This window comes from Butyrivibrio sp. TB, assembly GCF_900110805.1.
Lineage (GTDB): Bacteria > Bacillota > Clostridia > Lachnospirales > Lachnospiraceae > Butyrivibrio > Butyrivibrio fibrisolvens_C.
On sequence record NZ_FOER01000005.1, the window covers coordinates 135,563 to 156,483 of the forward strand.

Below are 20,921 nucleotides of genomic sequence, written 5' to 3' on the forward strand. Positions count from 1 at the left end.
TGTTAGTGTGAAAAGATCAATAGGTCATATGTTAAAGAAAATAATAGCATCGGTAGCTGTATGTATCCTTGTAATAGGATCACTTGTCAGCTGCGGCAATAAAGCGTCCTCTTCATCATCAGGAGGAGGCGGCATGAAGATCCTGTATATAATCACAGACTTTGATACCTTCAGGCAAAAGCTCTCTGACGCTGTACTTGCAGCCGGCAAAGAGCAAGGCGCTGATATTACAATGGTAGAGACGGGATACTCTGTAGAAACTCAGGTAGACCTTGTAATGAATGCTAAATCTCAAGGCTATGATGCGATCATCTTAAGACTTGCTGATGCTGAAACAGCTCTTCAGATGAACACAGCATCCAATGGTATACCGATCGTATATCTTAACAGTGAACCATCAGAAGAATATCTTGACAGTAATCAGAACGTGTTCGTAGGCTCCGAAGAAAAAGTAGCCGGACAGTATCAGGCAGAATATGTCATCAATAAACTTGGCAAGAAATCCATGAACATCATCATCTTCGAAGGCGAGAAAGGCCACTCTGGTACCATCGGAAGGACCAATGGCGTAAGAGAGACAATGATAGCCAATGGCGTAGATGCCAATATCGTATTCATGGATTATGCTAACTGGAGTACTGAAGAGACAGAGAAAAAATTCGATATCTTTATGAAGACCGGCCAGAGCGTAGATGCAGTATTCTGTAACAACGACAATATGGCTCTTGGTGCTATCAATGCTATGAAGAAATACGGTCTTGACTACACTACTATCCCTGTATGCGGAGTAGATGCCATAGAAGCAGGCTGTGAATCAATCCTTGCCGGCGAGATGGCATATACAGTCCTTCAGGATGCTGACCTACAGGCATCAAGAGCTGTAGAAGCTGCAATAGCTCTTGGAGGCGGCGGAACCATCGATAATATCGAGGGTGTATCAGAAGACAGTAAATATATCTGGGTTCCATTCCTTCCTGTAGATAAAAGTAACGCAAGTGACTACTTATAACGCATGCGAGACTGCCACGAAGTGGCAGTCTCTTTTTTATTATCGGATAATCTTTTCAATGTTATCCACTCCACTTTTACTAAATAGTAATTCTAATAAAAAACAAACATCACCGGACAAAATGACCAATTATAGCTTCCGGTGATGTTTGTTATATTTTTGGTTTATTAACGCTTAACTAGCTAATTATTTCTTGGTAACGCCTGCTGTCTTGATGATGTACTTAACGCTTGTCTGTGTGCCGTCTTTGGCTCCGCCAAATGACTGAGATGAGCCTGCTGCATCAGATATAGCACTGAGTCTTTCATTGAGTTCTTCAAGATCTCCATCGAATATGTCTGCTATCTTGGAGATACCCTCTTCATCGAACTTAACAAGTCCATCTGCAAGTTCTTTAGCTCCGTTCATAAGCTTTATAGCACCTTCGTTAAGATCATATGCGCCGTCGCTAAGATCTGAAGCTCCGCTGCTAAGTGCTACTGATCCGTCATAAAGTGTAACTGCGCCGTCGTTGAGCTTAACTGAACCATCTTCAAGTGTCTGAACACCGTTATCAAGTTCCTGTGCTCCGCTTGCAAGATCTCCAGCGCCCTGATCGAGCTTGTTAGCACCGTCTACTAATGTTCCTGCACCCTGATCAAGTTTATTGGCACCATCTGAAAGTGTTCCTGCACCCTGATCCAGTTTAGAAGCTCCATCTGCAAGTGTGCCCGCTCCGTTATTAAGTTCTGAAGCTCCGCTTGCAAGTGCTGCTGCTCCGTTATCAAGAGTACTTGCTCCTGTTGCAAGACTTGAAGCTCCTGCTGCAAGCTGGCTGCTTCCGGATGTAAGTGTATCATTATTAGCTACTAGCTGCTGAGCACCTAAATTCAACTTATCAGCGCCATCTACAAGTTGCTGTATTCCAGTTGAAAGAGATGCCATGCTCTGAGCAGTAGTAGATGATGAAGATGTAACACCTTCATACATCTTACCAAGTCCGTCAGATAATTGTTTAAGACCACCTCTAAGTGCAAGGAGACTATGTACAGAAGATGCTGCCTGTGTAAGAGCCATATACTTATTATAATAAGTTACATAATTCTGATAATACTGGCTCTGCTGCTGGATCTGAGCTATCTTTGAAGCTGCATCCTCTTCTGAGAGAAGTCTGATATCAGCATCTACTACTTTATTTGAAGCCTGGTCTGAAAGTGTCTGGTCAACTGACTGCTGATCCTCTGATGATGAACCTGCTGCCTCGTCAGCACTTGTAGTATCTGGATCAGATTCCTGTAATGATTCAGTAGAAGTTCCTTCTCCGGCTTCTGATTTTGATCCACCATTTTCTTCATTTTCATCATCCAGACCATCAAATGCATCAGGATCTACATCTGAACTTGCTGTGCTGTTTGTAGTAAGTTTCTTGGCTTCTTCCTCAGCCTGTTTCTTGCCCTCTTCTATGCCTTCAGCCTTGCCTTCAGCCTTGCCTTCTTCCTTACCTTCAGAAAGTCCTGCATTATATACTTCTTCACAGTAAGCTTCGAAATAGCCCTTATATGCGTTCTCACACTGAGTGGCTAATGCTGTAAGATGGTTCTCAAGTCCTGAATAATCTGTTCCTCCTGTATATCCGCTGTCAGAAGCAATTGCAGCAAGCTGCTTATCTATAGCATCTATAAGATCACTATCAACAGAAGTCTTAGCTGCATTTAAATTTGTAGCAAGTGTTGTAAGTGAAGCTGCGCTTCCTGATGATCCTGATACTGCATCCTGCAGCTGTTTAAGACCTTTATCAAGATCATCTATACCTGTTGCAAGTGCAGATACTCCTGATGTATAATCTGCAACACCTGTATTTAATTTACTTGCGCCCTGTGACAAGGTATTTGCTCCAGCTGAAAGTGTATCAGCTCCGGCTTTTAAGTCTCCGGCACCTGTCGCAAGCTTGCCTGTTCCATCTTTAAGTGTTCCTGCTCCTGTTGCAAGCTGACTTGTTCCATCTTTAAGTGTTCCTGCTCCTGTTGCAAGCTGGCTTGTTCCATCTTTAAGTGTTCCTGCTCCTGTTGCAAGCTGGCTTGTTCCGTCTTTAAGAGCATTTGCTCCCTGTAAAAGGGCTGATGAACCTTCTTTAAGCTTAACAGTTCCTTCTACAAGATCCTTAGTACCTCCCTGAAGTTCAAGAACGCCATTAGCAAGTGCTTTAGAACCATCAAGAAGTTCTATACTTCCATCATAGAGCCTATCAGTACCATCCTGAAGTGTTACTGTTCCATCGTAAAGCTCATCTGATCCGTCTACAAGCTGTGTAGTACCATCTGTAAGCTCTGTAACCTTATCTTCTGCATCATCAATGTCAAGTGAATCTGTGATATTATCAAATCCAAGATCTGAAAGGGCATTGCCTGATGCATAAGTCATAGTCATATCAAGCTCGAATTCTGTAGCATCTGCTGTGATCTCTACATAATCAGGGATATCAAGTGCTTCACCTGTCTTATCTTCAAGCTCGTCAAGATCTTCATCATCGATTCCAAGTGACTCTTTAAGTCCCGGAAGAGCTACGCCAAGAACTACATAGTTGTTGCCTTCTGATACAACCTTACCATTAGTAACTTCTACATTGGAGAAGTGCTCTGTATCAAGCATTGCACCTGATACCATGGCATATGGTGTATAGATTTTTTCTTCCTTGCCTGCTATATCAACGGTCTTATAATCATTGTTGGTATAATCGAATCTGATCTTAACTTTACCGCTCTTACCTGCTATATCCTCCGGAGCTATCTCCTCTCCGTCCAGGTAGTAAGAGATCTTAACTTCTACGGGAACTGACTTGTCAGTCTTGCCCTGATAATATACGTCAGAGCCTTCTGCATCCCATGTGATAGTTCCGTCAGAGTTCTCAGTATATGTGCCACTTCCCTTTACATTCTTGACATCGGAAAGGTCTGTAGCATCATTGAGTTCCTTGGTTCCTTCTGTGTTCTTTAACCATTCACTTACTACTACTTCATTGGCAGTACCATTGGCATCAGTCATAACATATACTGTCTCTTCCTTGTCAGAAGCTGAGCTTGTGCCAAATGCGCTGTTGTTCATTGTATTTTCAAGTGTCTGCTCTTCCTCTTCTTTAGTGGCAGCTTCCTGTGCTGCACCCTTAGATGCAACATCATCTGCTGTAACTGCTCCGCATGCCATAGATGTGAATGCAAGTATTGTAGCTACCATTAGTGCTCTTGTACGAACGAGATATTTTTTTATCATAATCATCGCCTCCCGGTTGAATGTTTGTAATTTTTGTTTATACTTTTGTTTTTCTTATGCTTAAACATTTATTTATTCTTATGTTTAAACTTTTGTACTTTCTTATGCTGTAGCTCTTTCGCTTCCGGCTTTTAATTTTTTCCTTTTCCTATCTGATTCTCTTGCGCTCTTAAATCCAAAGCTTGTACGTACTACGATAGGATCGAAGATCATGTACATTGCAGGAAGTACCAGTATTACTACGAACATACTGATAATCGCGCCTCTTGCCATCAGCATACACAGAGCACCTATCATATCAATTGAAGATATAATACCTACACCAAATGTTGCTGAGAAGAAGCTAAGTGCACTTACGATGATGGACTTCATACTGGTTGCAAGTGCTATATGAGTTGATTCCTTCTTGCTATGTCCGTCATTTCTTTCGCGGCAGTATCTGGTAGTCATGAGGATCGCATAGTCAACAGTTGATCCAAGCTGGATGGTTCCGATTACTACTGAAGCAATGAATGGAAGTACGGATCCTGTGTAGTATGGAATACCCATGTTGATGAAAATAGCAAACTCGATAACTGCAACAAGTATAAATGGAAGTGAGAATGACTTAAGTACGAACAGGATGATAGCAAATACCGCACCTATTGATACCCAGTTAACTACGTTGAAGTCGTGGTTTGTAATAGTGATAAGATCCTTGGTACATGGAGCTTCACCTACGACCATTGCATTCTCGTCATAAGACTTAACTATCTTGTTAACTGCATCTATCTGAGCATTAACTTCATCTGAAGCTGTATTGTACTCACTTGTTATGATGATTAGTTTGTAATCATCACTCTGAACTTCTGATCTAAGATCACTTGGGATCATATCCTCAGGGATCATACCGCCTACTGCAGAGTCAAGTCCTATAGCCGCATCAACGCCGTCTAACTTGGATATCTCTTCATTCATAGAAGTAATATCGTTTGAAGACATATCAGCATCTACAAGGAGCATGTATGTTGTACTGGTATCGAAGTTATTTTCAAGTTCGTTGGCTGCCTGAGTACTTGGAAGAGTATCAGGAAGTGTCTTGGCAAGGTCATAATAAACCTTGGTATTATTGTTTCCATATACTGCAAATGGGAGCAGCACCAGAAATATGACTGCAAAAATCTTGTAGTGGTCAGATATCCAGTTAGGTATCTTCTCCATCTCAGGAAGAAGAGGTTTGTGCTTGGACTTCTCTATAAGGTTGTCAAAAACAAGTATCATCGAAGGAAGAACTGTTATACAACAGATAACTCCGAAGATAACACCCTTGGCCATAACAACGCCAAGGTCAAGACCTATAGTAAAGCTCATGAAGCAAAGAGCTATAAAACCTGCAATTGTTGTGACAGAACTTCCTATTACTGACTGGAAAGTTGCCTCGATGGCGTGTGCCATAGATACGTTTTTATCACAGCCCTTTTCAAGCTCTTCCTGATATGAGTGCCACAAAAATATTGAATAGTCCAGTGTTACGCCCAGCTGCAGGACTGCTGCCAGTGACTTTGTGATAAAAGATATCTCACCGAACATTATGTTCGATCCAAGGTTATATACAATTGCCATACCTATTGATAATAGGAAAAATATAGGAATGAGATATGAATCCATTGTGAGTGATAATACGATCACTGCAAGGATGACTGCTATCATTACGTATATAGGAGTTTCTTTTTCTGCAAGATCCTTAGTATCTGTAACGATGCCGCTCATACCTGCAAGGAAGCACTTCTCATTGGCGATGGATCTGATCTGTCTTATGGCATCCATGGTGCCATCGCTTGATGTGGTCTCATCAAATATGATGAACATCATAGTCGCATCGTCTGAGTTGAATGCCTCATATACATTATCAGGAAGCATCTCCATAGGAACCGATATATCCATGAAGCTGTCATACCAGAGAACTTTCTTGACATGATCAACTTCTTCGATCCTTGTCTTAAGATCTGCCACATCCTTCTCTTCCATTCCTTCTACTATAAAAAGAGAATAGGCTCCGGTTCCAAATTCATTTTCAAGAATGTCCTGTCCCCGCATTGTCTCAATTTCTTTTGGAAGGTAGGACAGAATATCATAGTTGACCCTGGTATTTATATATCCTATTGCTGACGGGATCAACAGAAATATTGCTACTGCAAGTATTACAAAACGTAGCTTTACGATTCCTTTTGATATCGCTTTCATAATTCCTCCACTTTTTATGACCACTGGTCATTTTGTTCAATATATGGTATACTACGAAAATGACCGTTGGTCAATTAGTTTTTGATGAATTTATTTTTTGTTTATAAATAAAGGGATTTTTATTAGATTTTAGGGTAACAGATACGCGAATCTGTCCAAGTTGTGATTGCGAACTATAATGTCAGTACACCAGAACTTATCTTATTCAAGCAGAAATAGCGGAGCGCTTTGTTCTGATACGCATTAAAAAAACGGGGCGCTTTGCCCCGTTATTAATCTAAAAAACGGGGCACTTTGCCCCGTAATTCATTCAAAAAACGGGGCATCAAATTGACAAAATGCTGCAAATACGCTATTATTTACTAAAGCAGAAAATCATATATAATCCAGATCAAACTGAACACAACTATCAAATGAGGTTTTTATGTATAGAGAATTTGAAGAAACAATACAAAAATGGCTCCAGTTTTCCAAAAAGGCTTTACTTGTATATGGTGCACGGCAGGTCGGCAAGACATACCTGATCCGTGAAATGCTAAGAAGAAATGGCATTTCTTTTTGCGAATTTAACCTAATAGAGCGCACTGACGTTCTTGAAGCGATAAGAAATAGTGATGATTCCAAGGAGATATCAGAAAAGTTCGCATTATATTCTAATGATAAACTGACTGAATCTGAATCAGTGGTTTTTTTAGATGAGATTCAGAAATATCCGGAAATCATCACTAAAATTAAATTTCTCGTAGATGAAGGAAAATACCGATATATCCTTAGCGGCTCCAATCTTGGAGTTGAGCTGAAAGGCATTAAATCCATACCGGTCGGTTATATTGAGACATATCAAATGTTTCCATTGAACTTTAGGGAATTTGCTATAGCAACCGGTATCAGTAACAGGATGCTTGAGCATGCCAAAAATTGTTTTAAGGAATTGGTACCGCTGGATGATCTGGTTCATGAAAAGCTAAAAAAGGCTTTCTATTATTATCTTATAGTCGGTGGAATGCCATCAGTTATAAATGTTTATAATGAAACACATTCTCTCGATTTGATTGAGAAAGAACAGAAGAACATAGTTGAACAATATAAGGCAGATTTTACAAGATACGAGAAAGAAGACAGAAAATTAAAGGTCGTCTCCGTTTATGAAAACATACCAGCACAGCTCAATAAACAAAACAGGAAGTTTACTTTTTCATTACTGAACAAGGAGCTAAAATTTGACAGGTACGAAGAAAGCTTCTTGTGGTTAAAAGATGCTGCCGTTGCAATTCCTTCATATATAGTCAGTGAGCCATCCGCACCCCTTATCGCATCAAAGGAAACAAATGTATTCAAGTTGTTTTTAAGTGACGTGGGGCTACTAACATCTTGCTATTCAATCTCAGTAAAGAAAGAACTTCTGGAAATGAATCCTGAAAAGGAATTAAACAACGGGGCTTTGTTTGAAAATTTTGTTGCACAAGAAATATATTCCCAAACGCAGTCTTCATATTATTATAAGAAAAATGGCATTGGAGAAGTTGATTTTATAGCCGAGACAGCAGATGGTGTTACTCCTATAGAAGTAAAGTCTGGAAAAGACTATAAAAAACATGCAGCACTGAACCACCTGTTAGAAAAATATAAATTCAACAAAACTTATGTTGTCTCTTTAAATAACATTGAGTCAAACAACAACATAACATATATCCCCATCTATCTTACTTCAATGATATTTGATAACAAAATCGAAGATGTATTATTGCCTGCATTATGAAATCAGAGGAATCCGCTTCGAACGATGGCTGTAATATATTCTTGATATGAATAAGAAGTTTTAGTCAATAAATCACTAGAACAATAGTTTTATAATATGAGGTCATTATGAGCAAAATTGATGCCAACAAACAAAAGAAAAGAGATTCACTTCTTAACGCTTCTTTCGATTTCTTTATGACAAAGGGTCTGGAGAAGACGTCAATCTCCGACATTATTGAAAAAGCAGGTGTTGCCAAGGGCACATTTTATCTATACTTTAAAGATAAATATGATATTAGAAATAAACTTGTAATACACAAGTCAGCCCAGCTTTTCAGCTCTGCATATGAAGCTCTTCAAAAATCTGATATTGAACTAATTCAGGACAAGATCATCTTTGTAGTTGACCATATAATAGAAGAACTTGCCGGCAATAAAGCTCTTCTTACTTTCCTTCACAAGGATCTTACATGGGGGATCTTCAGACGTGTACTTGATCCTCACTCTCCTTTTGCAGAAGAGATTGATGTGGCCGGTATCTACCAAAAACTCTTAGAGCAGTCCGGTGTTGTCTTTGTAAAGCCTGACATCATGCTATTCATGATAATAGAGCTTGCAGGTGCAACTTCCTATAGTGCTATAGTCGATGGTATCCCTTGCGGCATCGAAGAGCTAAAACCTTATCTCTACCGCTCTATAAGAGATATAATTGACGCACATATCGAATGAATAGACTTTTTACTTGGACGAAGCAATATCACTAAGTAAACTCAAATAACTGAAACTTCGCACTTACCAAACATACGCCACCCTTTGAGGCAACGCCGATGCGGATAGTTTATAATGCATTTTCATATCTTGAAGGTGTTATAATTCAGGGCATGATATCTGAATTTTTATATTCTAGGGTCTGAAACTCGCTTCGCTCAGACATGCAGACCCTAAGAAGAATATAAAAATCCATCTCTCATGCTCCTGAATTTTATAACACCTTCAAAAGATATGAAAATGCATTATAAACTATCCGCATCGGCGCTGCCTCAAAGGGTGGCGTATGTTTGGCAAGTGCGAAGTTTTAGTCAAATAACACATACGTCTTAGTTTTCCGAGCTTTATCGGAAAGCTGGGACGTTTTTTAGTTTATTTTTAGTATTGGATTATAAACTATAGTCACAGATTCAAGATATTGCTTAGTTGATTCACTTATTTACTTGCGAAGATTTTTACAAGATGCTTGTACCAAATAGACAAGAATCATCACGAAGTGAGGTTTACGATGGAAAATACCAGTTATTCAGAAATATGTGACACCAAGAGCATTAAAAGTCAGATAGAACGTCTTGATATGGAACTATATCCTTTTGGATATAATTTCTGGGATGTTGAGAAGGACTCGCCCAGGAAAAACAAAGACATCTATAGATGCGCTGATGTGATAAAAGCTTTGATAGATGATCAGAAGCTTATGGGATCCATGCTTCAAAAAGGTTTTATTCCAATAAAGCCTCTTTCAAAAAGAACAAAAGTATCTTCCAAACTTATAGAAGCACACGAAGGATATATTGTGATGGCAGCCCTTGTTCTAACAGGCAATTATCCGGACCTGCAGCTGTATTATGACTTTATATTTGACGAAGAATAAGGGGGATAGATCATACTATGAAAGGTATAGTTCTTAGTTCAGATTCTGATAACAATAAAACGGTTGTTCTAACAGATGAAGGAATTGTAAAAACTATAAACGGAACTTTTGAAACCGGTAAGAAAATAAATATAAGACCTACAAGTAAAAAGGGGCCTATCTTAAAGAAAGTATCTATCATACTCGGAACCTGTGCTGTACTAATGGTATTCACACTAGGTAGCTTGTATGCAATAGGGAGATTTTCTGATAGTGATGACAGCTCTGCAGTAAGTTCATCCCAAGATAATTCTGGTGAAGATGGATCTACTATCTTAAATGATGATACATCCTCTACTGCTGCTGATGAGAATAATCTTAATGAAAGTTCTGAAAGTGAAGAAATAGCTGATGATAACTCCGGAAGCGCAGACTCATCATCAGATTCAGATAATACATCTACAGATGATAGTAATACTGCAGCAGAAGGAACCAGCAACATTCCTGATGCTCTTCCTTCTGCTAATGATGGAACTACTCCACCGGAGATACCTGAAGGTGGTCAGGGCCAAGGTCCTCAAGGTGGGCAAGCTCCCAGTGGCCAGGCTCCTGATGGTCAGCAGCCTGGTACTATGGGTGAAGCTCAAACTAGCAACTGATTAGAGCTTTCGCACTTGCCAAACATACACTACCCTTTGAAGCAGCACCAATGCGGACAGTTTTAAAGGGGAGTGTATATTTTTTGTAAGTACAAAAATATAGTTACAAATAATAATCCGGAAGACATTATATGAATAATCCTTTAATTGATTTTCATAATAACATCTGCCGGATTTTATTATTGAAAACTATACTTTAATTTTTCTTTTCAATCTTTTTAGTAGAGTCTTTAGAGCTTGTGATCTTCTTAGACTCTGTCTTAGCTGTTGTAAGCTTTGCAGCTTCCTTTTTGGTGGTTGTCAGTTTCTTGGACTCTTTCTTAGCTGTTGCAAGCTTCTTGGATTCCTTCTTGGTAGTCGTAAGCTTTGCAGCTTCTTTCTTGCTTGTAGCGAGCTTGTGACTTGCAAGGATGTTTTCAAGAGAAGCAGCCTTAGATACATCACCTTCTATTCTGACATCGCCAAGTACGCTCTTAAGTGCACTTCCACCATCAAGAAGCTTCAGGATAGAGTCTGCATTGCCACGTACACGGAAATCGTTGTCATAGTATTCATAAGGCTCTACGTGAGCTTTGCCTTCAGAAAGCTCTACATAAAATGCGCCTTCACCATCGCCTTCAACATCAAATTCTATGGCAAGGTGATCATGAATCTTGGATGCATCAAGTACTGCAACCTTTTTCTTAGCTGTCTTAACTACTTCTGAGTATTTCATAATACGTCCTCCCTTTCCTCTTTTGAACTATTTGGGCCGGTCAGATATTTTCAAAACCGGTATCCATCAGTCATTAGATTTTAATTCAATTCTTAAAACAATGATTTTATAGACAGTATATCACGTTTTAACGTATATGTAGAGTCTGACAATTATTTTTTTATTTAAAAAACTATACAATTGATATTGTAAAATATTGTTCCTGTATTCTCAATCTATAATCAATGACTTGTTTTTGCTGGTGGGTGGGTGTTTGATGAGTCTGGAAGAGTACTTTTGCAAAAACGCGGAGACAGCAACAAATAGGGGTTCCCTGGCGGTGCAATTGAGCTTGGTGAAACTCCGGAAGAAGCAGCTATTAGAGAATTAAAAGAAGAAACTGGATTAGATGTTACAATTGATTCTTTGATAGGTATATATACCGATAGTGATATGAAATATCCAAATGGTGATAACGCACAGAGTATAGCTATTGTTTATAAGCTTAAAGCCCTTTCTGGAGAGCTTACCTGTGATAACAAAGAAACCATTGACCTTAAATTTTTCGATGTAGATAAACTTCCTGAAATGTTCTGTAAGCAACATGAAGAAGTAAAAGCAGTTATTGCAAATATGTTTTTGTAAAAAGAAGAGGGGTCCTTAAGGCCAATATCATTAAGGCTCCCCTCAGATCATCATATGTCAATAATATTTTCTAACCTGCTCTTTACTGACATTAGCATAATCCTCATTTTTAATTATTGCTTCGTAAAGAGAATCAAAATCTTTAATATAAACTTTCAAGCTATTTACCAAGGCACGAAGGCCTTTTTCTATTCCTTTATTTTCCATGCTTGTCGCATATGTACACATCTCAGTTACCTCCATTTCCAGTTCTTTCGTAAGTGGCAACCCATATTTATTCTGAAGTTCCGATATCTTGTTTTTTGCATCCAGCGTCTCATCAAATAACGTTGTTAGTAGCTTAACGGTATTATTATCAATACTGCTAACATCATGATTCTCGCTGATGTTTATTATTGTTGTATTTATTATATCATACCTTGGATTATCAGAATTGCATCCAAGCAGAAAATCCTTCTTAATCTCATACCGTTCTATAGAATTTGCTCTTTTTCTGGCTGTCTCAGTACATATCCATATAGAATAAACCTTTTTAATGTTTCCGTACTTAACTGGATCATCGTGATCTGTAGTAAACTCTACGCCAAGCTGCGAAGATATCATTCTACAGCAATAAAACAATCCTCTAAGAGGAATATCATACCCTGGATTATCCTCATTTTGTGCCTCCACGTCAATAAGAATCTTGATAGATTCCGATCTGTCTAGGTGTGGTATCTTAAGGTATGTCCTTATGTCATACTTGATCAGGCCTTCTTCGTTTTCATAATTCTCTGTGTTTTGCCCACCGATAAGCTCCGTATTATTGGATAATCCATTATCAACATATATCTTACTGATAATGACATCTCCCTCGATACATTTCTCTATCTCTTCGTATGAAAAGTTTTTACATTCTTCAATGACCTCTTTGAAAATTCTGGCAAGTAAGGGTTTGTATGCTAAAATCTTTTTCACATTCCCATCCAGCTTTAGCTTACATGGATCTGTTGCCGTTATAGTCTTCCCTAGAGTTGTTAACTGTTCCATTATTACGTCCATGGTTCAAGTAACTGGATTCTCATACACTTTTTGAACCAAAATCCTTTTCATTTTTTTGAAATTGCTTGTAATATGCCAAATAGCGATATGCGGTTCTCCTACTTATCTCTCCACACGACACAATTTCCATAATAGACATTCCTTCCTCATACTTCACTTTGAAATCATTGTATGAGGCCATCCAGTTTTCATCATGCTTTTTTCTTCCGCCAAAGTTGCGACTTCGTAATTGCTCATTTTCAGATCTGAGCTCAGCAACTTCTTTCTCCAAGTCTTCTATCCTTTTAAGAGCTTCGTCAAGAGAAGTGATTTTCACTTTTGTGCCTCCTCGATTTTTGACACTACTATATTCCTAATCACATCTTGTGTCAACTTGATTTTTGACATTCACATTCTGACAACTTTGCTCTCCTGTGCAAGAATTTAATTACAGAGAATAACCATGATTACTAATCTTTTATTTATTTGAAAATAAGTTTTGGCTAAAGCCTTCACCATGATAGATGCGTATAGGTCTACCTCGAACAATCTATAAAAAGAGTCAATCGGCAATTTATTATTACTTTTCATGGTCATGTATTTCAGTTTTATTTTGCCGATTGTTACTGTTTATCTCATTCTTTCCTAGTAGTAGTTTCAGTTCTTTAGTTTATGAAGGATTATGAATCTGCATTGAATTATGAAAGATTATGAAAGAAGCTTTCCGTTCCATGTTCACAAAAATTATAAGTACCGATATTTGGTCTTCAAATGCTTTTCATATGCTTTCAAGACCAATTATCTGCTTGTTTGTGTAGATATTTGGTCTTAGTTTTCGTGGGTTTGCGATAAAGCGCAGATAGATCTGGTTATAGAAAGAGCAGATAAAATAACAAATTTGTGCGAAGTTAAATGTACTGATTCTGCATATGTCGTGTCTGCAGATTATGAGAAAGAACTGATTAACAAAAAGTCAGTATTTAAAGATATGACAAATACAAAAAACGCGACAAAAATCACCCTTATTTCAGCAAAAGGGACTTCCGGAACAGCGCATATGGGACATATATCAGAAGTGCTTACGCTTGATGATCTCTTCTTGCCGCTATGAGTATAGTGAACGACATGGAAAAGGGAACCTCCGTTAGGAAGTTCCCTGTAATTATTTATATCAGTCTGCTCTTTGAAGTTTCCAGATATCCTTATTGTATTCCATGATAGTACGGTCTGATGAAAAATATCCTGCCTTAGCGATATTTACAAGCATCATGTGCTTCCACTTATTACGATCTTCATAGTCTGCAAAGATTCTGTCCTTTGCTTCGATATAGGATTCAAGATCGATAAGGGTCATGAACCAGTCTTTATTCAGAAGCTCGTTGTAAAGTCTTGTAAGGTTCTCTTTCTTACCAACCTTAAGGCACTGCTTGCTTACGATGAAGTCTACAGCCTCTTTGATGACAGGGCTCTTCTCGTAATACTTCCTGGATACATAGTCAGCTTTCTTGTAATGCTTAATGACTGTATCAGAATCTATACCAAAGATATAGATGTTGTCATCGCCTACAAGATCATGTATCTCAACGTTAGCACCGTCATCTGTACCGAGTGTTATAGCACCGTTTAACATGAACTTCATGTTGGATGTTCCTGAAGCTTCCTTACTTGCTAGTGAGATCTGCTCGGATACATCTGCTGCCGGGATAAGGTGCTCAGCATAGGTTACGTTGTAGTTCTCAACGAATACAACCTTCATGTATGGGCTTACATCAGGATCATTATTCACGATCTCCTGCAAGCACAGAAGAAGGTGGATGATATCCTTGGCTATAACATAAGCAGGTGCAGCCTTAGCTCCAAAGATGAATGTAAGAGGTCTTACAGGCTTCTTGCCATTCTTGATCTCAAGGTACTTATGAATGATATAAAGAGCATTCATCTGCTGACGCTTGTACTCATGAAGTCTCTTAACCTGAATATCATAAATAGATGTAGGATCAATCTGTACACCTTCATGCTTTTCAATGTAAGCGGCAAGGTCTTTTTTCTTCTCCTGCTTGATGCTTTCTAAGCGATCAAGGAATCCCTCGTCCTTCTCATGAGACAGGAGATCTTCAAGACGAGTAGCATCCTTCTTGTATCCATCACCGATAGTATCAGCGATGAGATCTGCAAGAGGATGATTACAAGAAAGGAGCCATCTTCTGAAAGTGATACCATTGGTCTTATTGTTGAACTTCTCAGGGTAGAGCTTGTAGAAATCGTTAAGCTCAGTATTCTTAAGGATGTCTGTATGGATAGCTGCAACGCCGTTTACAGAGAATCCATAATGTATGTCAATGAAAGCCATGTGGACTTTCTTGTCCTTATCAATGATCTGAACGTTCTTGTTCTTAACCTTGGCTCTTACTCTCTTATCAAGTTCCTTGATATATGGAACAAGCTGAGGCACTACCTTCTCAAGGTAAGCAAGCGGCCATGTCTCAAGAGCCTCTGCAAGGATAGTATGGTTAGTATAAGCGCAGGTCTTAGATACAACCTTGATAGCATCATCCATAGAGAATGCCTTCTCTTCTACAAGGATCCTGATAAGTTCAGGGATGATCATAGTAGGATGTGTATCATTGATCTGGATAACAGCATGATCATAGAGCTTGTGAAGATCATACTGACGCTCCTTCATCTCATGTAAGATAAGCTGAGCTGCATTGCTTACAAGGAAATACTCCTGATATATTCTAAGGAGGTTACCTGCTTCATCAGAATCATCCGGATACAGGAAAAGAGTAAGGTTCTTCTCAATCTTGGTCTTATCAAAATTGATACCCTTCTTAACGAGCTTCTCATCAACTGTCTCGATATCGAAAAGACGAAGCTTGTTGATACCTGAATCATAACCACATACATAGAGGTTATAAAGTCTTGATGTAACTTTCTTGTCACCAAAGTTTACATCAAAGGTTGTATCTGTCTTCTCAAGCCAGGACTTGTTCTCCTGCCACTGATCCTTCTGAGCTGTCTGAAGGTTCTTCTCAAATACCTGTTTGAAAAGACCGTAGTGGTAGTTAAGACCGATTCCTTCTCCCGGAAGTTTGAGTGTTGCGATAGAATCAAGGAAACATGCAGCAAGACGTCCAAGTCCGCCGTTACCAAGAGATGGTTCAGGTTCGTACTCTTCAATATCAGCAAGCTTCTTGCCATTCTTACGAAGTATCTGATTGACCTTGTCATATACACGAAGGTTTATAAGGTTATTGGACAGAAGCTTACCAATAAGAAACTCCATAGAGATATAGTAGATCTTCTTCTCTCCGACTATAGGCTCAGCCACGCGCATAAGCTCATTGGTAACATCCAAAAGCACATAGTAAGCCTCTTTGTCTGTGCAGTCTGCAAAAGACTTATCGAATTGTCTGTCTGCACTTCTCTCCATCTGCTCTTCAAGATTAAGAACAAGGATATCACGTTGCATGTTTGTTGACATAAATAACTCCTTTCCTATCTCAGGAACTTAAATCGCCGACCCTTGCCGGCACATTAGTTTTGAATCAAGCGGGCAGAAAATCATGCGAGAAGAGAAAACGTTTTCTGCCCTTGTGATATTACAATACCATAAGAAAACGTTTTCCGCAAGTCTGATTTTTATTTTCTTATATTATCTTATTATCTCTTCATATTTGAGCCTTACAAGCTCATGTGGCATAGTAACTTCTGTACCTTCTTCGCCATCCAGAAGCCTCTGCATCTCTTCTACCGCTCTTGAGGATATGGCCGCAAAGTTCTGACGCACTGTATTCATCTGCTTGCCTACATATCCCATAAGGACTATACCGTCAAAACCGCATACAGGTCTGAATATATCCATATCTATAAGAGCTTTCATAGCTCCTATTGCCATAAGATCTGATGCACAGACTACGCAGTCCTTGTTTTTTCCATATTTAAGTGTAAGGTTTCTTGCCTGGAGTTCTGAGAAGTTCCCGTTCCTAATAAGAACCTGAAGTCCCAGCTCTTCTTTGAGTTTCCTTATACCTTCAAGACGGGCATCTGTCACATAGCCGTCTCTGGTTCCTGCTATATAGAGAACCTTCTTGCAGTTATTCTCTTTAATAGTCTTCTTGGCAACATCATACTGGGCTCTTGCCTGATCGACGCTTACACAGGAGGTGGATGTTCCTACATAAGGAACGTCGATTACTACAGTTTTAAATGTATCACCTTCTATAAGCTGTCTTAGGACTTTGTCCTCTTTGGACATGCCATATATTATGATCCCTTTGATACTCTGGGATACAAAATATCTGGTCATCTCTTCAAGTGACATATTCTCTATCATGCTAAAAAAGATAGTGATAATGTCCATCTGAAGCTCTCTTGCCTTGCTGATCGCACCGGCTATATACTGCATGTCTATCTCATCGATAGCCTGAGTCTCAACATTGAGTTTTATAAGTAGGGCTACTCTTCCTGAATTCTTGGAAGATAATGTAGCAGCAACTGTATTGGGAACAAAGCCAAGTCTATTCACAACCTCCATAACCTTAGCTTTAGTATCTTCACTAACATTAGGATAATTGTTCAGTACCTTGGATACTGTAGAAATGGCAACACCTGCCTCTTTTGCAACATCTTTGATAGATACCACTTTACACCTGCCTATAGAAAAACGTTTTCTTATATTCTACCACACATTTTTAAGTTTTCACCTTAATATCGGCATTTTATTCCTTCTCCAATAATATGACGTAAGGATCAAAAGTCATTTCGATTTGAGCTTGCTCGAAATCGAATATGAATTTATGCCCCGCCAAACATGAGCAAAGCAGCACATAGCGCGAATTTGCTCATGTTTGAAGGCTCAAGACATGAATAGAAAATAGCAATTTTTAAGAATTATTACGTTATTTAATTTATTCTTAAAAGTATGCTAATTGTATACTTAAACACTTATAATTCAATATAAAATAGTAATATATGACCATCTGAATTTGAACTTTTTTACGCAATTGTAAATAAGCAATAATTAGATTGTTATAATGTTACACAAATGTTACAATCGCATTGCATGTGAGAAATAATTTCGAAATTATTACTACAAACATTATTGAATAAAGGAGACTTATAAATGAAAAGAAAATTCCCTGTAGTATTATCTATGATGCTGGCTGCAGGTCTTAGTACCGCACCGGCGCTTCAATCAAACGCCGCTCCACATATGCATCCATATAATGGTGTAGAAGCCGAGGTTAATTTCGGCTCATCAGGCGTAGATATCGTAACAGAAGCTGACGGAAGAAAAGTTGTATCAGGCATTGAAAAGGGCGACTACTTCACAGTTAAAACTTGTGACTTCTCATCAGGCCTTGCATCCATCACTATAACAGCTAAGAGTGAAGGAATGAGCGTTATCGAGGTAAGAAAAGGAGATGTAAGCGGTGAATCTCTTGGTAACATCAAGTTAAAGAGTACAGATGGTGAGTACCAGACATTTACAGCTAATGTAAAGAATCTTGTAGGCGATAACGAGACTATCACATTCGTAGGTTCTGTAGGTAATGTATCTATGGATAGCTGGTCCGCAGCACCTCTTACTGATGTAGAGACTCCGGAAGATCCCACACAGCCTGAGAACCCTGATCAGCCCACACAGCCTGAGCAGCCTGCAGCTTCTGTAGATGCTTACACAGGAGTTGAAGCTGAGAATGCTACACAGGCCAATGCTGCAGTAGTACTGTCTGCTGATGGTGTAACATATCAGGCCATCAGAGTAAATGGTTATATCGTTATAAAAAATGTAGATCTTTCTAATGGTATCAGCGGTATCCTTGCAACAGCAAGAGCTTCAAAACCTAAGGTATCTCTCGATGTATATGTTGACAGCCTTGACTCAGCTCCTATTGCTAAGATCAATGTAACAGGTGCTTCATTCAAGGAATCAGGTGTCAAGCTTACATCAGATCTTACAGGCACACATGATCTCTATCTTGTAGCTAACGGTCATACAGTAGATCTTGACTCTTTCAAGGTCCTTCCTGCTCATCAGACTCCTGAGCAGCCTGAGAATCCAGATCAGCCTGAAAATCCTGATCAGCCAGAGCAGCCTGAAACCCCTGATCAGCCTCAGCAGCCCGAGAATCCTGATCAGCCTCAGCAGCCCGAGAATCCTGATCAGCCTCAGCAGCCTGAGAATCCTTCCACTACAGAAGGTAAGGATGTAACATATACAATAAACAGCTGGGGAACAGGATATCTTGTAAACTTCAAGGTAACTAACAACACAGGATCAGCTGTAGACGGATGGACAGTTAGAGTCAGAAAAGATCAGGTAAGCATCGATTCAAGCTGGTGCGTGAACATCACAGAAGAAGGCGACTACTACGTAATAACCCCTCTTTCATGGAATACACACTTAGAAAATGGTCAGTCTGCTGAATTCGGTCTCATCGGAACAGGCAGTATCGGTGACTCAATAACAGTAACTGTAGAATAAAGCCCCCAAAAGATCATGCCGGATCACTAAGGGCCACATACATATTTCCTCGTAGGCAAAAGAGGTTGAAGAACGAATCTTCAACCTCTTTTTATATATAACTCAAACTACCCACTTGGACGGGCCGGTATCCGCAAAGTCTTTACAGGGGCAGGCAGTATATATATCATTACCATGCTTTTAATAGTTTTATTAAATCCATGAGCGTGATAGATGGAGATTTTCATTCTGCCCGGGGTCCACCTGTCTGAGCAAAGCGAGTTTGGACCCCAGAATGGAAAGCTCCAGATATCATGCCATGGATTATAAAACTATTAACAGCATGGTAATGATATATATACTGCCTGCCCCTGTAAAGACTTTGGGGATGCCGGCCCTTCCAAGTGGGTAGTTTCAGTTAGTAATATTTATTTCAAAATCTTGTCGATCGCATCAAGTTCGTCGTCAGTAAACTCAAGGTGTTCGATCATCTTGATGTTGTCTAGGATCTGGGAAGGTCTGCTGGCACCTACAAGTACTGATGTAACCCTATCTCTTCTAAGTATCCAGGACAGTGCCATCTCCGCAAGAGTCTGTTCTCTTCCTTCTGCAATCTCTTTAAGCTTTCTGACCTTGTCTATAACTTCATCGGTTATCTGATCTTCGTGAAGGAAGTGATTGCGCTTGGCCCTGCTATCCTCCGGGATTCCATTAAGATATCTGTCTGTCAGAAGGCCCTGAGCAAGAGGCGAGAAGCATATCATGCCTGCGCCAACTTCCTTGCAGGTATCCTGAAGCTTGTCATCTTCTGTCCAGCGATTGAACATGTTATAGACAACCTGATTTATAAGAAGAGGTGTATGATTCTCTCTAAGGATCTTGGCTGCAGCCCTCATCTGCTCAGAATTATAATTGGATATTCCTACATACAGAGCCTTACCTGATCTTACGATATCAGACAGCGCTTCCATAGTCTCTTCAAGCGGTGTATCAGGATCAGGTCTGTGATGATAGAAGATATCTACATAGTCAAGATTTAATCTCTTAAGAGACTGATCAAGACTTGCCATGAGATATTTCCTTGATCCGTGATCACCGTACGGTCCCGGCCACATATCATAGCCGGCCTTAGTAGATATGACCATCTCATCTCTATAAGGACGCATATCCTTATCAAGGATCCTTCCAAAGTTCTCTTCGGCAGAGCCATATACAGGTCCATAGTTATTGGCAAGGTCAAAATGAGTGATACCATTATCGAATGCTGTATGAACCATATCCAACATGTTCTCAAACTTATCTACTGACCCGAAATTATGCCACAATCCAAGAGACACCCTCGGAAGAAAAAGGCCGCTTTTACCGCATCTTAAATACTTCATCTTGTCGTATCTTTTTTCATCTGCCTTGTACATTTATGCACCCCTTCTTTTTAATCATCAATTATTACAAACTGATATATGTTTTTCGTATGTGATCTTAAATACACTAAAATTATATCTGACAAAGCTGAGGATTTCTAAGCATTTTTTACCCAACATTATTTATTATTATCCATTTAACTTTAATGCTTTAATATGCGTGTAAAAAAACAG

At 39.3% G+C, this 20,921-nt stretch carries 14 protein-coding genes and 1 pseudogene; 7 read left to right on the forward strand and 8 right to left on the reverse strand.

All coding sequences use genetic code 11. The features are described from left to right. The first annotated feature begins 7 nt into the window (after positions 1 to 7). On the forward strand, positions 8 to 1,009 hold the full coding sequence (locus tag BMX21_RS04875; protein ID WP_092041973.1) for a substrate-binding domain-containing protein: 1,002 nt from the start codon (positions 8 to 10) through the stop codon (positions 1,007 to 1,009). Positions 1,010 to 1,195: 186 nt separating this feature from the next. Here the strand turns inward: BMX21_RS04875 and BMX21_RS04880 are convergent, their stop codons facing one another. Together BMX21_RS04880 and BMX21_RS04885 are read right to left on the reverse strand one after the other, a co-directional pair. Then, positions 1,196 to 4,255, reverse strand: a complete 3,060-nt coding sequence (locus BMX21_RS04880; RefSeq protein ID WP_177173928.1) for a hypothetical protein — start codon at positions 4,253 to 4,255, stop codon at positions 1,196 to 1,198. A 102-nt stretch (positions 4,256 to 4,357) separates the two neighbouring features. Then, the gene (locus tag BMX21_RS04885; RefSeq protein WP_092041978.1) at positions 4,358 to 6,478 is read right to left on the reverse strand and encodes an efflux RND transporter permease subunit; all 2,121 of its coding nucleotides are present in this window, start codon (positions 6,476 to 6,478) and stop codon (positions 4,358 to 4,360) included. Between the two features lie 424 nt (positions 6,479 to 6,902). Between BMX21_RS04885 and BMX21_RS04890 the strand changes: the two genes are divergently transcribed. The 4 genes from BMX21_RS04890 (at position 6,903) to BMX21_RS04905 (ending at position 10,498) form a co-directional block, all read left to right on the forward strand. Next, positions 6,903 to 8,237 carry an ATP-binding protein gene (locus BMX21_RS04890; RefSeq protein WP_022754292.1) on the forward strand — a complete coding sequence of 445 codons (1,335 nt, stop codon included), beginning with the start codon at positions 6,903 to 6,905 and terminating at the stop codon, positions 8,235 to 8,237. Positions 8,238 to 8,344: 107 nt separating this feature from the next. After that, positions 8,345 to 8,947, forward strand: a complete 603-nt coding sequence (locus tag BMX21_RS04895) for a TetR/AcrR family transcriptional regulator (protein WP_022754293.1) — start codon at positions 8,345 to 8,347, stop codon at positions 8,945 to 8,947. Positions 8,948 to 9,494: 547 nt separating this feature from the next. Then, on the forward strand, positions 9,495 to 9,860 hold the full coding sequence (locus BMX21_RS04900; RefSeq protein WP_027216711.1) for a hypothetical protein: 366 nt from the start codon (positions 9,495 to 9,497) through the stop codon (positions 9,858 to 9,860). Between the two features lie 17 nt (positions 9,861 to 9,877). Further along, the gene (locus BMX21_RS04905; protein ID WP_092041980.1) at positions 9,878 to 10,498 is read left to right on the forward strand and encodes a hypothetical protein; all 621 of its coding nucleotides are present in this window, start codon (positions 9,878 to 9,880) and stop codon (positions 10,496 to 10,498) included. 196 nt (positions 10,499 to 10,694) lie between these two features. Here the strand turns inward: BMX21_RS04905 and BMX21_RS04910 are convergent, their stop codons facing one another. Beyond that, a complete protein-coding gene (locus BMX21_RS04910) occupies positions 10,695 to 11,213 on the reverse strand; it encodes an SCP2 sterol-binding domain-containing protein (RefSeq protein WP_092041982.1) in 519 nt (172 codons plus the stop codon). A gap of 321 nt (positions 11,214 to 11,534) precedes the next feature. Here BMX21_RS04910 and BMX21_RS04915 point away from each other — a divergent pair. Continuing rightward, positions 11,535 to 11,837: pseudogene (locus BMX21_RS04915) on the forward strand (NUDIX domain-containing protein); the annotation flags it as partial. 57 nt (positions 11,838 to 11,894) lie between these two features. Here BMX21_RS04915 and BMX21_RS04920 read toward each other — a convergent pair. From BMX21_RS04920 to BMX21_RS04940, 4 genes are all read right to left on the reverse strand, one after another. Then, positions 11,895 to 12,866: a hypothetical protein gene (locus tag BMX21_RS04920; protein ID WP_143057202.1), complete on the reverse strand. Its 972-nt coding sequence runs from the start codon at positions 12,864 to 12,866 to the stop codon at positions 11,895 to 11,897. A 31-nt stretch (positions 12,867 to 12,897) separates the two neighbouring features. Then, positions 12,898 to 13,194, reverse strand: coding sequence for a resolvase (locus tag BMX21_RS04925; RefSeq protein ID WP_092041986.1), 297 nt, complete (start codon positions 13,192 to 13,194; stop codon positions 12,898 to 12,900). Positions 13,195 to 14,028: 834 nt separating this feature from the next. After that, on the reverse strand, positions 14,029 to 16,341 hold the full coding sequence (locus BMX21_RS04935) for a glycogen/starch/alpha-glucan phosphorylase (protein ID WP_330390152.1): 2,313 nt from the start codon (positions 16,339 to 16,341) through the stop codon (positions 14,029 to 14,031). Between the two features lie 171 nt (positions 16,342 to 16,512). Next, positions 16,513 to 17,502, reverse strand: coding sequence for a LacI family DNA-binding transcriptional regulator (locus BMX21_RS04940; protein ID WP_092041990.1), 990 nt, complete (start codon positions 17,500 to 17,502; stop codon positions 16,513 to 16,515). Between the two features lie 480 nt (positions 17,503 to 17,982). Here BMX21_RS04940 and BMX21_RS04945 point away from each other — a divergent pair, with 480 nt between their 5' ends. Next, positions 17,983 to 19,347 carry a carbohydrate-binding protein gene (locus BMX21_RS04945; protein ID WP_092041992.1) on the forward strand — a complete coding sequence of 455 codons (1,365 nt, stop codon included), beginning with the start codon at positions 17,983 to 17,985 and terminating at the stop codon, positions 19,345 to 19,347. 407 nt (positions 19,348 to 19,754) lie between these two features. Here the strand turns inward: BMX21_RS04945 and BMX21_RS04950 are convergent, their stop codons facing one another. After that, positions 19,755 to 20,741 (reverse strand): aldo/keto reductase, encoded by a 987-nt coding sequence (locus tag BMX21_RS04950; RefSeq protein ID WP_092041994.1) that lies wholly within the window; start codon positions 20,739 to 20,741, stop codon positions 19,755 to 19,757. Positions 20,742 to 20,921 lie beyond the last annotated feature (180 nt).

Excerpts from the sequence above, each read along its gene's own strand:
- BMX21_RS04920 (WP_143057202.1), bottom strand. The coding sequence starts at position 12,866 with ATGGAACAGTTAACAACTCTAGGGAAGACTATAACGGCAACAGATCCA.
- BMX21_RS04895 (WP_022754293.1), top strand. The coding sequence starts at position 8,345 with ATGAGCAAAATTGATGCCAACAAACAAAAGAAAAGAGATTCACTTCTT.
- BMX21_RS04890 (WP_022754292.1), top strand. The coding sequence starts at position 6,903 with ATGTATAGAGAATTTGAAGAAACAATACAAAAATGGCTCCAGTTTTCC.
- BMX21_RS04900 (WP_027216711.1), top strand. The coding sequence starts at position 9,495 with ATGGAAAATACCAGTTATTCAGAAATATGTGACACCAAGAGCATTAAA.
- BMX21_RS04885 (WP_092041978.1), bottom strand. The coding sequence starts at position 6,478 with ATGAAAGCGATATCAAAAGGAATCGTAAAGCTACGTTTTGTAATACTT.
- BMX21_RS04945 (WP_092041992.1), top strand. The coding sequence starts at position 17,983 with ATGAAAAGAAAATTCCCTGTAGTATTATCTATGATGCTGGCTGCAGGT.
- BMX21_RS04950 (WP_092041994.1), bottom strand. The coding sequence starts at position 20,741 with ATGTACAAGGCAGATGAAAAAAGATACGACAAGATGAAGTATTTAAGA.
- BMX21_RS04905 (WP_092041980.1), top strand. The coding sequence starts at position 9,878 with ATGAAAGGTATAGTTCTTAGTTCAGATTCTGATAACAATAAAACGGTT.
- BMX21_RS04935 (WP_330390152.1), bottom strand. The coding sequence starts at position 16,341 with ATGTCAACAAACATGCAACGTGATATCCTTGTTCTTAATCTTGAAGAG.
- BMX21_RS04910 (WP_092041982.1), bottom strand. The coding sequence starts at position 11,213 with ATGAAATACTCAGAAGTAGTTAAGACAGCTAAGAAAAAGGTTGCAGTA.
- BMX21_RS04880 (WP_177173928.1), bottom strand. The coding sequence starts at position 4,255 with ATGATAAAAAAATATCTCGTTCGTACAAGAGCACTAATGGTAGCTACA.